The organism is Buttiauxella sp. 3AFRM03 (assembly GCF_003675305.1).
Lineage (GTDB): Bacteria > Pseudomonadota > Gammaproteobacteria > Enterobacterales > Enterobacteriaceae > Buttiauxella > Buttiauxella ferragutiae.
In genome coordinates this window covers 891621-907226 of record NZ_CP033076.1, presented here as the reverse complement: position 1 = coordinate 907226, position 15606 = coordinate 891621, and the positions used below count along the sequence as shown (strand labels likewise).

Sequence of the window (15606 nt, the reverse complement as noted above, 5' to 3'; positions counted from 1 at the left end):
GTGTCGTGGAAACCATCTTCGGGTGGTTTTTTACTTTCTGCGATTTGCTTCCCGTCCTGCCTTTAGCTGGTCGTCCTTGACCGGCTTGATTAGATTCTTTATGTGACTAACCGAAGATCATTTCTGTGACTGGCTCAGGTCGACACCCGCGTTACGCAGCATTTTAAGTATTTCGTATAGAAGGTCACTGCGCGTTGAGCCGACAATACGCGGACTGATGACATAACCGGTCACGCTCAGCACAATGCCATTCGGCCCCAACTCCTTAAAACTCACTGATGGTGCAGGGGCTTCAAGAATCGATTCATGCTGACGATAAGCATCCAGCAATAGGGTACGAACCTGTTCTGGATCGATATTCAGCGGGAAGGTGAGGGTGATAGTCGCGACACCCTGTGCATTACCCATTGTGGCATTACGGACATTTTGCGAGATAAGCTGCGAGTTTGGCACAATCACCGTGGATTTATCACTGAGCTGGATCTCAGTGGCGCGGACGTTAATACGGCGAATATCCCCTTCAACCCCACTGATGCTGATCAAATCACCCACTTTCACCGGGCGCTCAGTCAACAGAATCAGACCGGAGATGAAGTTCTTCACAATCTCTTGCAGACCGAAACCGATACCGACCGATAAGGCACTGACTATCCATGCCAGTTTGTTCCACTCGATGCCAAGCATAGAGAAGGTCAGCATGATGATTAACACATAGCCAATGTTGGCAAACAGTGTCACCAACGAGGCTCGCATCCCGCGGTCAAGCTTGGTTTTTGGCAGGAAATCTTTATCCAGCCAGCGACGCGTAGAGCGTAATACATATAAGCCGACGACAAGGCACAGCAAGGCATTCATCACCCGGGAAGGGATAATATTTGAGCCTTCGAGTCCTTTTCCACCCCATATCTCTGCAACGTTGTTGAGTAACTCAAGAGGTGTGGTACTACCGAAAGTGCCATTTATCAGTGCAACCGTGGCCAGCAGCAACAGCAGGGTTTTACCTAAACCGGTGAACAGTGTGTCGGCAAGTGACAGATGTCGGTCGTTGACGCTCAATGAGCTTTTGAGCATTTTCCCGCAATAGGTGGTCGGCGAAAATACGATGTCACAAAGATCCACCACAAAGTTGGCCAGCAGATACCAGCAACTCAGAACCAGTCCTATCCATAACAATTCAAAGCTAATAAAACGTGCTAGTGGGATATAGCCAATTAACAAGCTAAGTAGAATCACCATTGACGTGAGGCTTATTGCCAGATGAATAAGCCCGGCAATGGTTGATCGTACTTCAGATTCTTCACCCTCATCACGCATCATACGGCGTATGCGGTTGACCCGCAGTGGGGCGACCAGGCCGATTATCCCGACCAGCAAGGCCAGCAGGCCATTACCCAACAGCGTCAACTCGATGCTTGCCCCCACCAGGGCATTCAGTTGCTCGAATGTGCCGAAGATAAAGATAGAGGTTGCCAGTATGGCTGGAAACGGAGCCAGGATTTTTACGACGGGATCAGCAATACCAGGTAAACGCCAGGAAGGTTGGCGGTGAGAGAGTAACGAGATCCCTAAAGCGGCAACCAACGATGAAAAATAGGTTAACCCTACCAACTGTCCGGCAAACTCATGCACCCAAAGCGAGGTTACGGGCAAACGAGTAAAAATATGGCACAGCAGTTGAACGCAGATCCCCAGCGTTAACAGGCACTCGAGGACGGTGACTGAGGCCAGGAAACTACGGCGAAAACGGCCCTGTGGCAGTACATGCAACAAGATCCAGTTGATAGGTTTATCCAGCACTCTGCGGCCGAATAAACCTATCGTTAGTGCCAGTAGCAAATAGACAGCAGAACCTATCTGCCACTCTTTGTCCCACGCTTGCTGCCAGGCATCACGCAGTTGTGACGAGAATTTGTTGAACCGTGCGACATCCTGATCGCTTGGGTAGAGCAGTGGCGTCCAGAATGCTTCACCTAACAGTGTTCCTGTGTTCAGTGCAATCTGGGTTTTTAGTGCACCGCGTCGCATTTCATCAATTTGCGCTGATAGATTTTGCGCACCAATGGCGATGACTTTGACCTGCTCAATTTGTGTGGTGAGCAATGCCTTGCTGCTGTTTAAGCTTTTACGTTGGCTCACCACCTGGGTGGTTTCTGTTAACGTGCCGTTCGTGGGAGCGGGGCCTAATACCTCAAGTTGCGCCACGACTTGCGCCAGTTGTGGTTCCAGCGTGGCCATCAGTTGCTCGGTATCATTGGCGAGTAACTGGGCATCATTATTCAGACTGGTGAACTGTTTATCGGTTTTTGCGGTAGAAACCTGCTGTTTAAGCGAGTCCAGCCGTTGTTGTAGCTTTGGTAATATGCTGCTGGAATCAACCTTAACCGATGCTTGCTCGATGGACGGTTCGACGCTTTCATTCGCCCAACTCGTAGATTGGGCGAACAACAGATATGAAAAACATACCAGTAACAGGGATATTCGTAATCTTTTTTGCATAGAAAGCGGCGCTCAGGAATGCGAAAACATTGATGTCAGGGGATAAACAGCTAAGGAAACTTATTCGTCAGAAGAGGCATGCGACAAGTGCTTGATTCAATAGTTGAATAATGAATCTTTGTCACATTAACGGTAAGTTACTATCTGGATTTTACATAAATTCGAGATATGGATCACTATTATTGCCTCATCAAAGCGGAAATAACCTTGTTGATGCTGATAATTACTTTATTTATTAGTGTGATATTAGTCGTGAAATTTTTTGTGCGAATTACGGAGCGATAAAGGTTAATCAGGTTGCCAGTAATGGTGGCTAAATGGTTGTTCTTTATGCAATTTACATATTCATCATATCCTTCCTGATAAAAACTTCATTTTTAGGTTAAAGTCGCTGCAATTCACAGGCCGAACAGAGCATAAAAGTCTGCCTGCTAAATTCGAATTAAAAATCAATCACTTTTTGGAGAACACAGTATGAATCATGGGCCGCTAAACGAAGAAGAACTGGAATGGCTGGATGACACTCTCACCAAATACGGGAGTGATGATTCCGTACTGGATGTCTCTGAACTGGATGGGATGTTAACCGCGATTCTTTCTGCACCGAAGATGATTACGCTTGCCGACTGGCAAGCAGCAGTGTGGGGTGGTGAAAAGCAACTTCCGCATTGGGAAAGCGCACAAGAACAGCAGCGCTTTAACGAGCTTGCTTCTCAGCATATGAATGATATTGCAGAACGTCTGTGCCATGCACCTGACCAGTTCGAGCCACTGTTTGGTTATCGAGAAGTGGACGGAAATGATTACACCATCGTTGAAGAGTGGTGTTTTGGCTACATGCGCGGTGTCGCGCTAAGTGGCATTACAGCTTTGCCAGAAACACTGCAAGGCGCGCTGGAGGCGATAGCCTTACATGGTGAAGAAGCCAATATCGCTAAGCTGGAACAGATGACCGAAGACGAATATGAAACGAGTCAGGCAGCTATTGGGCCAGCAGCACTGGAATTACATCGTTATTGGCAAGCACAGTCTGCGACAGAAACCGTTCATTAATCACACTTTTTAAAATATTTATTTCACAAACAAAGTATTCACTAAGCGAATACTTTGTTTGCTTTAATTTCCGCTAAACCATTCCTCCCAACGAACCTAAGTTAAATAGCAGCCTAAAAAACTGATCTAACTTATCTATACAAAACAAATACCTGACTACCCGTAACGCCCTTCATCAGCTAAATGTTGCCACCTTAGTTGAATGAAGTTATCTTTTACAATTCATAACAATCTTACATCGTATTCTTTACACTTATGGTATAATCAAAGCGGGAAAGGACTATATCAATAATCATAATTCGACTAAGCGCGAGTCTAACAATGCTGAGAAATTCGCTGAAATTTACCCATGGAGGGTATCCAGTATTTATTAAGTTAGTTGATTTCATTTGTATTAACTCGATTTTAATATTGAGCGCCTTGCTATTATCGATGGAATCAACTAGCACTGTATTAATGTTCAGCATTCTCTTCTCTACCGCATTTTTACTATTTGGTGAATATACCGAGCTTTATCTACATCGACCTAAAAACTGGAGTGTGCGTGGCCAGTTGCGTTTGATCTTATGTTCCTTCTTTGCTGTTGTTTTTGTTGAAGTTATTAGGTTTTTATCGGGTGGTTTGCAATCAGTGGGTTATTTAAACGCGCTGGAAAATAAGTTTGTTCCTGTAACTCTATTTTGGTATGCGATTCCTCTTTTTTTACTTTATTTAATCCATTTATTTATTCTCAAGAAATCAACGAAAAAGAACATTCGCGTAGCTATTGTTGGGGTGACATCTAACGGGCTGGCCGCAGAAACTGCATTGCTCAAAGAATATTCAAATGTGAAGTTAGATATGGCGTTTTACGATGAACGTGATGCTTCACGATTTAGTGAGTTGATTGACCGAATTAATAGCCCTTTTAAAGGTTCAGTCAGTGGTTTGGTTGAAGAGGCAAAAGCGGGTAGGATCGATGAAATCTATATCGCTTTACCGTTAGTTGCGTTGGAAAGGATTCGCCATTTCCTGGCGGTGATGTCCGACACGACAGTCGACACTTACATCGTGCCAGACTTCAATTCTTACAGTTCTCACATGTCGGAGCTGCGCTCAGTCCATAATTTACAAACCATCAGCATCCTGAGTTCACCGTTTGAAGGTTTTGGTTCCTTTGTCAAACGTGCCGAAGATTTGGTACTGGGGAGTATTATCATGGTATTGATTTCTTCTCTGTTATTGGTGATTGGTATCGGGATAAAGCTGACTTCACGTGGGCCGGTATTTTTCAAACAAGACCGTTACGGCTTGAGTGGGCAAAGAATAAAGGTCTGGAAATTCCGGACTATGCGCGTTATGGAAAACTCAGACACTGTCGTTCAAGCGACCAAAGACGATCCGCGGGTTACCCGCTTCGGCGCCTTTTTACGTCGCACATCGCTTGATGAACTACCGCAATTTTTTAATGTGCTACAAGGCAGCATGTCGATTGTTGGCCCAAGGCCGCATGCCGTCACGCATAACGAGCAATATCGTAAGCAAGTGGAAAACTACATGATTCGCCACAAAGTTAAACCTGGGATCACAGGATTGGCGCAAATTAACGGCTATCGTGGCGAAATTGATGCACTTTATAAAATGGAAAAGCGCGTACAGTACGATATTGAATACATCCAAAGCTGGTCGTTGTGGCTAGATATTAAAATTATTATAAAAACTATTTTCAAGGGATTTATCGGGAAAAATGCATATTAAATATATTCTCGTTGCCGGAATAGTTTTAACGCACCCGGCCCTGGCGGATTTAACCCCGAAATCTCATATCGGCTTTGCAGGTATTGATTTTCAAGGCACAGCGGGTGTGAATTACGGTTATGACGATAATGTGACTTATCAGCCACATGATAGCGATGCTATTGGCTCAAACTTCCTGAGCGTTACTCCGGTATTAAGCATGGCGGTCGAAAGATACCAGGATAAATACCTGGTAATATATTCAGGTGATTATCGCAATTATAATAATGACTCTGCGGATAACTACAATGACCACTTCTTCCGTTTTAACGGCGTGTGGCGTTATGGATTAAAGCACGGGTTAATGTTCAATGTTGAAGACTCAATTGGCCATGAAGATCGTGGGCGTGGTATCACCGAAGGTTTTGTACCTGAGCAATTTCAAGAGTTTGGCATCGAATCGCCGCTGACCACCAACTTGCTCAATAGCGAACTACGTTACAGCTACGGAGCACCTGAAGGGCGTGGAAAAGCCGAAGTCGCCCTGCTATATAAAAAGCTTCGTTTTGGTAACACCCAGGATGCGCAGAATACCGACGACGACTTTTACAATTATATTCAAGAGCAGGAATGGTATGAAAATAGTCTGGTAGCCGAAATTTTCGACCAGTACTCACGGGAAACTCGTTTCCGTTATAGCTTTATTACTAACCAACGGCATTATGATAATGCTAATGAAAAAGACAGTAACGAATATTATTTGATGTACGGAATAAAGTCCCAGGTGACGGGAAAAACCAACATCGATATGAACGTAGCCTGGTTGTATAAAACGTTTCAGAACAACCCTGACTCGCAGGATTTTAATGGACTAAACTGGGATATTCAGGGCGAGTGGAAACCACTCAAACAGGCTATTTTTACGGCGCATACCTCGCAACGCATTAAAGACCCTTCAGAAATTGGGGGCTACATTCTGGTTTCGCAATACGGTATTTCTTATCAACATTTTTGGCTCAACGATCGTTTCTCTACCTTGTTAGATTACTCCTACACCACGGAAGATTATAAGAAACAAGATAAGGATAGAACGGACAGAGATGGCGTATTCACATTTTCTATGAGTTACGACTTCAGACCTTCGGTTAATTTTGAACTGAAATATCAAATAGATACCTTGCGTTCGAATAAAGAGACCGATTCGTTCTATATCGATGCTGACGACGACCGTGAAGTCCTGAGAACATTGGGCTACGACAATTCGCTGATTATGTTTACAGCTAAGGTGCAGATTTAAAATGAAAATAATGAAACTCTGGGCATTTTTATTATTCACGGTGCTTTTGGCCGGATGTACAGCATCTAAGCCACCACTCATGGATAATCCTGATGCTGAATCAATGGGATATCTTCTCGATGCAGGTGATACCGTCAGTATAAATGTCTACGGCGAACCTGATATGACGATGAAATTTATTATCGATAAAAGTGGAACGATTACCTTCCCTTATATCGGTAAATTAGTGCTGAAAGGAAAAACGCCGGAACAAGTGAGTGCTGAGTTAACCAATCGCCTAAGTGGAGATTATCTGCAAAACCCAATGGTGACCGTGAATATTGCGGAATTCCGTAAATTCTTTGTTTCAGGTGAAGTGAAGAACCCGAATGGTTTCGCCTACGAACCTGGACTCACGGTTGAAAAATCTATTGCACAGGCCGGTGGTTTCACTGACCGAGCGGATCGTAAAAATATCAATATTCGTCTGTCGGGGAGTAACCAATTGCTTGAGAACGTGGACGTCAGACACTCCGTTCACCCCGGTGATATCGTTATAATTGGCATGGGCTTCTTCTAACTATGAAACTATCAATCGTAGAAAATGGCAAGAAGCGAGAAAGCGCGATCGATTTCTCCAGGTTTGCCAAAGAAATTAAAAAGAACAGTTGGAAAATCCTCCTCGCCGGCGTGATTGCGGGGGCGGTTGCCTGGCCATTAATCAGCATGATGACATCTAAGTATGTCTCAACGGCGACGGTGCTTATCAAAGCCCAGCCGGATAATATTTCCCCATTCCCGCAGGTAGACGGTTATGACTCGACACGTAATGGTTATTACGAAACTCAATATGCATTGATGCAGTCGCGTATTGTGCTGGAGCAGGCGGTGCGCAATTTGAAACTGGATGAAAATCCTGATTTCATCGGCGAAAATTCGGACAGCAAAAATGCGAATACGCCTGAGAATCAGCAAGCACGTGTTGATAAGGCACTGAAGACGTTGCTGAAAAACCTGACCATTAACGGTGTGCGCACCACGCATCTGGCATCAATCTCTTATGAATCCTCTTCGCCTGAGGTTGCAGCACAGGTAGCCAATGGTGTGGCGCAGGCGTTCATTGATTACAGTGCGGCGCAAAAGCGCGGCAATACGCTGAAAGCGCGTGAAAGCAACCAGCAGCGTATGCTCGAATTGCAGCAGCAAATTGCCGGGCAAAAGCGGGCCATTGATGATTATCTGAAGCAAGAGGGGTTGTTGACCTTCCGCGGTGTGGATGGTTTTGAAACCGAGCAGTTAAGTATTGTCACTAACCGCCTGGCGGATGCGACTCAGCGTCGTGTTGCGGCAGAATCGCAGTATAACGAAGTGCGCAGAAGCGCCGGGAGATCGCTGGAAGATGTGATCTCACTGCCAGTGATTTCAGACCATGCTCAGATTCAGGATTTACGCATTGCACTCGTTCAGGCGAAACGGACGCTCTATGAACTGCGCAAATCGTATGGCCCGAAACACATCAAGATTCAGGAAGCTCAGGCGCAAGTTCAGGCCGTTCAGGATCAAACCTACAGCGTGCTGGGTGAACTGGAAACTGGCCTGCGTCAGCAATATCAGGCAGCACTGGCTGATGAAAATAACTACCAGAAACAGCTGAATGAGCAAAAATTGATCTTCCAGAAACTTGCTTCGAAACGTGAAGGTTATAACGGGCTGAAACTGGCGCTGGATAAAACGGAAGATTCATATAAAACGCTGTATCAACGCACTCAGGAACAGACGCTGTCCGGTAATTATGCTGATTCGGATGCCGTCTTGTACGACCCGGCGGTACCTGCTGAACGCCCATCTAAACCTAACAAACCGTTGTTACTGGTCATGGTGGTGTTATTCGTTTTGGCTTTTAGCATCATGTACTTCATCGTTAAATCAGCAATGGACAGCACCATTAATAACCTGAGCCAAATGAAGAAACGGTTGAACCTCGAGCCATTAGGTGAGATTCGCCGCTATTCGGGTCTGGGGAGCCGTGCGCAAATCCGCGACGTAATCTCCAATAACCCGCTCAATGCCGATATCATTCACAGTATTCGTACCCGTATCATGCTCGATAATCGCCAGTTGCAGGCGGTTTCGGTGACGTCGACTGACCACGGGGAAGGCCGAACGCTGTTGGCTAACCTGTTAGCAAATTCATTTAGTTTCGATCAGAAAACGCTGCTGGTTGATCTCGATTTCTTCAATAAAGACGGCTTATCAAGTGAGCTGGCGAAACCGTCTGCCCATGGCGTTGCTGAGCTGCTGCGCGGCGAAGGCACGCATGAGAATCTTAGTGTCAAAGTGAATGAAAATCTGGATTTTCTACCTCGTGGCAATGCAACGATCTCCTCACTATTGCTGTTGTCGTCGGAAAATCTTGAGCATCTGATGCGTGAATTACGCAGCCATTACCAGCGTATTATTATTGATGTTGCTGCGGTGAATCAGAGCCAGGACAGCCAGCTGATTAGTCGTGTCATTGATGGGCAAATTTTCATGCTGAAAGCGGGTGCGGCACCGGCGGAACATATTATCCAGGCGCTAGATAAACTCGAAGCTAATCATTCTGTTGTTGTCGGTGTGGTGCTTAATCAGGTCGTGGATAAAAATCTTGAGACAAAAGAGGGTTTACGCTCACTCAACCTACAAACCAGTGAATTGATGAGCAGCACAGGCCGGATATGAGTTTACTGAGAAGCGCGTCCACAATTGCGGGTTCATCAGTCATTTCACAACTGATTGGTGCGCTGTCTATTTGGTTAATTTCACACAAATATGACCTGGCTGAAGTGGGGCTGTACGCGCTTAACTACAGTATTGCGTTGATTGGGGCTCAGGTTTGTACCTTTGCATCACAGCTACTCATTCCTAAGCAGCAAGATGATGAACTGGCGCAAAACGTGGTGTTTTGCTTGTTGCAAAGTCTGATTATCGCTCTGCCTTACGCGCTGCTTACTGCATGGCTGTTTAATCAGAATATTTTCTTCCTTTATCTGCTCACGCTTTCAAATACGTGGATTTTGATTTCGGAAAACTTATCGTTACGTACCGCTAATTTTGGCTTTTTGGTCTTCCAGCGTATCTCTGTCTCCGTGGTAGTGGTGCTCTCCGTGCTACTCACCACGCATATCCAGGCATTTTACTGGGCGTGGGCAGGCTCGATGATGGTGTTGACTATTGGCTGCATTCTTCGTGCTTTCGATATTCGTAGTGTGCAACTGGCACATTTGAGCCCCAAAAATAACCTCGCATTCTTTAGTAAGCACGTTCATCACATCACTAAAGTCGGTAGTGCGGAAGTGCTGGCGATGGCGAACAGTAACTTGCCTATCATGTTGATAAACTTTTGGTTCTCAGCATTGACTGCGGGTTATTTTTCTATTGTCAGCCGCTTCTGCCTGGCGCCAGTGGTGATTGTCGGGAATGCGGTACGCAACGCTATTTTCTCGAAATGGTCGATAGATTTCAGGCATAACACCTTTAACTTTGAAGAGTACAAAAAGGTCCGTTTGCTGCTTCTGGTATTGGGTGTTGTGTGTACACTGGGGGTGTTTCTGTTTTATCCCATCGTTATGCACCTGGGCTTTAGTGAGGACTGGATAAACTCGATTCCCACTTCACGCTACATGTTGCCATATTTATTCCCGGCTTTAGCGGTGTGCCCGTTGACCGTGATTGAACTGATTTTTGGTTCGCACCGTTATTTCCTGCGTATCCAGTTTGAACAATTAGCGATTGTACTGATTGCGTTTGTCATAGTGCCTTATTTTTATAATGACTATGCCACTTCGATTATTCTGTTCTCAGTACTGACTTTCGTTCGTTATGCGTTTATTTATCTCAAGGTAAATAAACGCGCCAATCTTTTGAAAGACAGGCCGGTGGTATTATGAATCTCAACACTGGGAATTATTTACAGACATACTCTTTCATGACCCTGATGGTCTGCGGGTTAGTTCAGTACTTCACGGGTGTGTTAGCGGTGCTGTGGATCCCATTCTTCCTGACATTGCTGATGTTCATTTTGCTGGTGATGCAAACCCGCTATGAAAAATTGCAGTTGGATAAACAAGAAATCGTGGTGCTGACGTTGTACCTTATTTTCATGGTCATGGCGGGAGTATCGACAATTTTGCAGGCCGGGGTGACTGACGCGATTGTCGGTTTTAAAAATGAAATCGCACTTTCACTGGTGATGTTCTGCCTGCTGTTAGGCTTTTGTCGTGAATCGCAGGTCTATCGCGTCACACGTTCTTTATATTGGGTGTTTTACGCTCAATTTCCGGTGGTGCTTTATCAATTGCTGTTTGTTCTACCCCAGCGTGTTGTGGTGCGTGGCGAAGAAGATAAATGGGATTCGGTGGTTGGGACCTTTGGCGGTGACCCATTGGGAGGCGGGAATACCGCTGCGATGGGGTTGTTTTGCCTGCTGATTATGTTGTTAAAAGTCTCCGAATTTAAGCATGGGCTAACCAGTTTTAAATCGATGGCCTTGCATGTCATTTTGGGTTTTGGCTTGTGTATTGTCGGTGAAGTGAAATTTGTCATTCTGTTGTCACCGATATTACTGGCATGGGTTTGGTTGATGCCGAGCTTCGTAAAAGGCATGAATAAAGTGAATATCAAAGCCCTGCTGTTGATATTCACCGCTATGGCATTACTCATTGCCTTCGCCATTGTCATTTTAGCGGCGGGTTATTCAACGGCCTACGGTACTGACCCTACACAAAGCTCGCTTGCTGTTTTTATTAACTCACTCAGTTACATTTTTGACCCAAACTATATTCTGCCTTCAGGCGAAGTGGGGCGGTTTACAACACTGCTATTCTGGATAAAAAATAACGATCTTTGGGGGCTTTCAGGGACGCTATTTGGTTACGGATTAAACGCGACCAACAGCGGAAGTGTGGTGTCGCCAGGCTTCCTGAATCTCACCTATAATTTAATTCTCGATTCGACTTCTTTGAGTATGTTGCTCTGGGAAGTGGGCGTGGTGGGAACCCTTTTGTTTATCGGTTTAATTCTCTACATCCTGAAAATTGTGCAACCTAAAGCTCTGTTAGATCGCGAGCAATTAGACCCACAGGATCTGCAATTACTCAGTTTTGCGCCTGCATTTAATGTTTTTGCTATCAGTTGCTTACTGAGCTTGCCCTACAGTCAGATACTCACTATCACACCAATGCTCCAATTCCTTTTCTATCTGGCACTGGGCTCAAGTCTGGTTATTCGTCGAACCGTATATCGTTTTGCAGAGCAATAATATGAGTCATAAACCGTTTATCTCCGTGAGCATTAAAACACTTAACGAAGCCAAGTGTATTGAAAAAACGATTGATAGTATCCAGCAGCAGATTGCTGAATATCCTCATAAAATTATTGTTGCCGACAGCTTATCAACCGATAGCACTCAGCAATTGGCCAGCAATAAAGGGGTCACCGTGGTGTCGTTAACCCAGCCTGCGGATCGCTGTTGTGGCGTTGGCCATCAACTTGGCTATCTGTATAGCGAAGGTGAATATTTGTTGTTGATGGACGGCGATATGGAGCTGGAAAAAGGATTTATTGATAGCGCTATTACCTTTCTGCAAAGCCATCCCGAATATGCTGGTGTTGCGGGAACGGTGGAAATGGATGATGCCTCTAACTATGAATTTAAATCGCGCAAACAGCGGCTACATGAAATTTATCCGCTAGGGGATTGCGACCATTTAGGGGGCGGTGGTTTATATCGCCGCACCGCAATAGAAAAAATTGGCTATCTGACCAACCGCAATCTTCATGCCTATGAAGAGGCTGAACTTGGCATGCGTTTAGTGGATGCGGGTTATAAATTACACCGCCTGAATGTGCCTTATTTCAGCCACACATCGCACAATATGCCGACACTAAAATTGCTGATGTACCGTTGGCGCAGTGGGTATAACAAAGCGCCAGGTGAATTATTACGCAGTGCCTGGGGTAAACCCTGGTGGCCCATTGCCATAAAAATGGTCAAAAACGAGATGATTTTTGCGACCTATATGTTGCTATTACTGGTGGCGATATTAACCTTTAATATTGATATTATCGCGCTGGCTTTATTGCCGCTGATTGCATTTATCATACTGAAAACGATAAAAAATCGTTCATTAATTAATGGCTTGCAAAGTGTACTTAATTTAGCCGTACTCTCTGCGGGATTAATCAAGGGATTGACTCATCCTGTGCGCGATCCTATGACGCCACCCGACAGCAAAGTCATTCATGAATAGGTGGCCACGATGAAAATTTTACTGGTAAACAAGTTCTTCTACATTAAAGGTGGCGCGGAAACTGTCTATTTCCAGGAACGCGAAATGCTGAAACAAGCAGGCGTCGAGGTGATTGATTTTTCCATGCAGCACGAGAAAAATTTCCCCTCTGACTATGCTGATTATTTTGTCAGCAATGTCGATTACCATAAAGGAAGTAACCTGCTCGGCGGGATTAAGACGGCAATTGAATTTATCCACAACAACGAAGCCTGCAAAAAAATGAAGGCTCTGCTTGAGAAAGAGCGCCCGGATATTGTTCATTTTCACAACATCTACCATCAGTTGACCCCATCGATAATTAAAATTGCCCGGGATTTTGGCTGTAAAACGGTATTAACCGCCCACGATTATAAAATTGCCTGTCCTTCCTACGCCATGTTACGCGACGGCAAAGTTTGCGATGCCTGTATTACGGGCTCAGTATTTAATGCGTTTAAATATCGCTGTTATGAAGGTTCAGCATCCAAGAGCTTGCTGCTGACCTTAGAAGCCACCTGGCAATATATTGCTAAGAATTATCAGGCTCTTGACGTCATTATTTCACCCAGTGAGTTTCTGCGCGGCATCATAAGACACACGTTGCCAAATTCACGTATCGAGGTGATTGTTAATGGCATTGATGACAGCCAACCCTTCGAAGGTATTGAAGACCACGGCTATTTGTTGTTTGTCGGGCGTATCAGCCCTGAGAAAGGGATTCAAACATTAGCGCAGGCTCATGAGCTAATGCGTAATAAAATCCCGCTGAAGATAGTCGGCCATGGCCCGATCTATCATGACCTGATGAAGCAATTCCCGCAGGCAGAATTCCTCGGTTATGTACAACAAGGCGAAGGATTAGACTCATTGATTAAGCATGCGCGCGCGATCGTCGTGCCTTCTGAATGTAATGAAAATTGCTCGATGTCGGTGTTAGAAGCCATGTCGTTTGCGCGGCCGATTGTGGGCTCGCGTATTGGTGGGATCCCCGAACAAATACGTGATGGTGTGGATGGTGCATTATTTGAACCGGGCAATGCTCAGGAGTTGGCGAATATCCTTGATTTTCTGGCTGAAAACCCGGATAAAGCACACCACATGGGGTTAAACGCCCACCAGCGGCTCTGTGATAAATACGCCATGCGTAATCATATGGAAGCGTTGCTTAACTTGTACCAAGAACTGTTGAGCAAACCCTAATATGACCAGGAAAATTACTGTCATTGGCACACGTGGCATACCCGATGTGTTAGGCGGAGTGGAAACACATTGCCAAAATCTTTATCCGGCTATCAAAGAACAGTTTGATGTGGATATTTGTGTTATCGCTCGCGCTCCGTATGTTGGTTACAGTAAGTCGCAGTACAAAAATGTGGAAACCGTGGCGCTATGGGCACCTAAAAAACGCTCACTGGAAGCCATTGTTCATTCCGTTTTGGCTGCGTTTAAGACCTGTTTTGATAAATCCACTATTGTTCATGTGCATGCCATCGGGCCGGGCCTGGTAGTGCCACTGCTACGTTTACTGGGTAAGAAAGTGGTGTTTACCCATCACGGTCCTGATTATGAACGCCAGAAGTGGGGCCGAGTTGCAAAACAGGCTCTCTTATTAGGTGAAAAGTTTGCGGTTAATTATGCCAATGAAGTGATCGTTATTTCTGAAGTGATTAATCAACTGATTCAGAAAAAACATGGTCGCATGGATGCTCATCTGATTTATAACGGCGTAAATACTCCGCAAACGCAGGCCCCGGAGATGATTCATAAAACACTCGACCGTTATGCCCTGAAACCTAAGAATTATCTTGTTGCGGTGGGGCGTTTTGTGGAAGAGAAAGGGTTTCATGATTTAATTACTGCCTACCAGCAATCAGGGGCGTCCGAGCCATTAGTTTTGGTTGGCGATGCGGATCATCCTTCTGATTACAGCATGCGCCTGAAGGAATTAGCGATAAAAACCCCGAATGTCATTCTGACCGGTTTTTTAAAAGGTGACGCACTGAAGGTGGTATTTTCTCAGGCTAAGTTATTTATCATGCCGTCGTATCACGAAGGATTACCTATAGCGCTGCTGGAAGCTATGTCTTATTCATTGCCTGCTGTGGTGAGTGATATTCCGGCAAATCTGGAAGTCGGGTTGCCCGCAGATGCCTATTTTAAAGTCGGTAACGTGCTTGATTTAGCTGAAAAAATTAACGAAAAACGTGGGTTGGCTAGTGCGGATTACAGCAAATTTCTGCAAACCTACGACTGGCGTGAGATTGCCAGGAACACGGTAAGTGTCTACCATTCAATAGATAAATCAATAGGTTAAATTTGACGAACTCTACTCGACGCCCAATCGTCATCGACAGATTCTATGAAGTGCTTGATGAACAAACTCAGGCGCAGCTGACTGCTGAGCAAAAGCAGGAGATAGAGAACGCGATCGTTTCTATCACGCTCTCGTCGCACCATCGGATCGATATTCGTAAAAGCTTTCCCTTTTTTGGGACGCGCTACTACATGGTCTTTTTGTTGGGAAGTGATTTACGCAAACGGTTACGTAAAGAATCGACGCTGGTGCGTATCGTTGTGACGTTGCTGATTCTTTGTGGCGCAGTTTTCGCCATTTTGTGTCTATTCTTAACTCTCTACATGATCAAATCCGCTGTGGGAATCGACCTGTTTCGTAATTTCCACGTCGGGATTTGGGATTGGTGGCTCAGCTTGCGAAGTAACTGATCCTGGGAAGTTAACGCCCCAACAGAAGCA

The 15606-nt window shown here is 45.2% G+C and carries 11 protein-coding genes and 1 pseudogene; 11 read left to right on the top strand and 1 reads right to left on the bottom strand.

The annotated features are described in order from the left end of the window. Window positions 1-117 precede the first annotated feature (117 nt). Window positions 118-2496, bottom strand: coding sequence for a DUF3772 domain-containing protein (locus D8682_RS05590; protein WP_121813751.1), 2379 nt, complete (start codon window positions 2494-2496; stop codon window positions 118-120). Between the two features lie 474 nt (window positions 2497-2970). Here D8682_RS05590 and D8682_RS05585 point away from each other — a divergent pair. The 11 genes and pseudogenes from D8682_RS05585 to D8682_RS05535 form a co-directional block, all read left to right on the top strand. Next, window positions 2971-3528, top strand: a pseudogene (locus D8682_RS05585) (UPF0149 family protein); the annotation flags it as partial. A 342-nt stretch (window positions 3529-3870) separates the two neighbouring features. Continuing rightward, window positions 3871-5286 carry an undecaprenyl-phosphate glucose phosphotransferase gene (locus D8682_RS05580; RefSeq protein ID WP_121813749.1) on the top strand — a complete coding sequence of 472 codons (1416 nt, stop codon included), beginning with the start codon at window positions 3871-3873 and terminating at the stop codon, window positions 5284-5286. Continuing rightward, a complete protein-coding gene (locus tag D8682_RS05575) occupies window positions 5276-6562 on the top strand; it encodes an outer membrane beta-barrel protein (protein WP_121813748.1) in 1287 nt (428 codons plus the stop codon). The genes D8682_RS05580 and D8682_RS05575 overlap by 11 nt, the downstream gene beginning before the upstream one ends. 1 nt (window position 6563) lies before the next feature. Next, complete coding sequence (locus D8682_RS05570; protein WP_121813747.1) at window positions 6564-7121, top strand: polysaccharide biosynthesis/export family protein; 558 nt, start codon at window positions 6564-6566, stop codon at window positions 7119-7121. Between the two features lie 2 nt (window positions 7122-7123). Then, window positions 7124-9262: a polysaccharide biosynthesis tyrosine autokinase gene (locus D8682_RS05565; protein WP_121813746.1), complete on the top strand. Its 2139-nt coding sequence runs from the start codon at window positions 7124-7126 to the stop codon at window positions 9260-9262. After that, window positions 9259-10470, top strand: a complete 1212-nt coding sequence (locus D8682_RS05560; RefSeq protein ID WP_064545722.1) for a lipopolysaccharide biosynthesis protein — start codon at window positions 9259-9261, stop codon at window positions 10468-10470. Before D8682_RS05565 ends, D8682_RS05560 begins: the two co-directional genes overlap by 4 nt. Then, complete coding sequence (locus D8682_RS05555) at window positions 10467-11840, top strand: hypothetical protein (RefSeq protein WP_064545725.1); 1374 nt, start codon at window positions 10467-10469, stop codon at window positions 11838-11840. The genes D8682_RS05560 and D8682_RS05555 overlap by 4 nt, the downstream gene beginning before the upstream one ends. A 1-nt stretch (window position 11841) precedes the next feature. Further along, window positions 11842-12831, top strand: coding sequence for a glycosyltransferase family 2 protein (locus D8682_RS05550; RefSeq protein WP_064545727.1), 990 nt, complete (start codon window positions 11842-11844; stop codon window positions 12829-12831). A gap of 9 nt (window positions 12832-12840) precedes the next feature. Next, window positions 12841-14052: a glycosyltransferase family 4 protein gene (locus D8682_RS05545; RefSeq protein WP_064545730.1), complete on the top strand. Its 1212-nt coding sequence runs from the start codon at window positions 12841-12843 to the stop codon at window positions 14050-14052. A gap of 1 nt (window position 14053) precedes the next feature. Further along, window positions 14054-15166, top strand: coding sequence for a glycosyltransferase family 4 protein (locus D8682_RS05540; RefSeq protein ID WP_121813745.1), 1113 nt, complete (start codon window positions 14054-14056; stop codon window positions 15164-15166). A 2-nt stretch (window positions 15167-15168) separates the two neighbouring features. Further along, the gene (locus tag D8682_RS05535) at window positions 15169-15576 is read left to right on the top strand and encodes a hypothetical protein (protein WP_121813744.1); all 408 of its coding nucleotides are present in this window, start codon (window positions 15169-15171) and stop codon (window positions 15574-15576) included. Window positions 15577-15606: the final 30 nt, after the last annotated feature.

Excerpts from the sequence above, each read along its gene's own strand:
- D8682_RS05555 (WP_064545725.1), top strand. The coding sequence starts at position 10,467 with ATGAATCTCAACACTGGGAATTATTTACAGACATACTCTTTCATGACC.
- D8682_RS05545 (WP_064545730.1), top strand. The coding sequence starts at position 12,841 with ATGAAAATTTTACTGGTAAACAAGTTCTTCTACATTAAAGGTGGCGCG.
- D8682_RS05565 (WP_121813746.1), top strand. The coding sequence starts at position 7,124 with ATGAAACTATCAATCGTAGAAAATGGCAAGAAGCGAGAAAGCGCGATC.
- D8682_RS05575 (WP_121813748.1), top strand. The coding sequence starts at position 5,276 with ATGCATATTAAATATATTCTCGTTGCCGGAATAGTTTTAACGCACCCG.
- D8682_RS05560 (WP_064545722.1), top strand. The coding sequence starts at position 9,259 with ATGAGTTTACTGAGAAGCGCGTCCACAATTGCGGGTTCATCAGTCATT.
- D8682_RS05580 (WP_121813749.1), top strand. The coding sequence starts at position 3,871 with ATGCTGAGAAATTCGCTGAAATTTACCCATGGAGGGTATCCAGTATTT.
- D8682_RS05540 (WP_121813745.1), top strand. The coding sequence starts at position 14,054 with ATGACCAGGAAAATTACTGTCATTGGCACACGTGGCATACCCGATGTG.
- D8682_RS05570 (WP_121813747.1), top strand. The coding sequence starts at position 6,564 with ATGAAAATAATGAAACTCTGGGCATTTTTATTATTCACGGTGCTTTTG.
- D8682_RS05590 (WP_121813751.1), bottom strand. The coding sequence starts at position 2,496 with ATGCAAAAAAGATTACGAATATCCCTGTTACTGGTATGTTTTTCATAT.
- D8682_RS05550 (WP_064545727.1), top strand. The coding sequence starts at position 11,842 with ATGAGTCATAAACCGTTTATCTCCGTGAGCATTAAAACACTTAACGAA.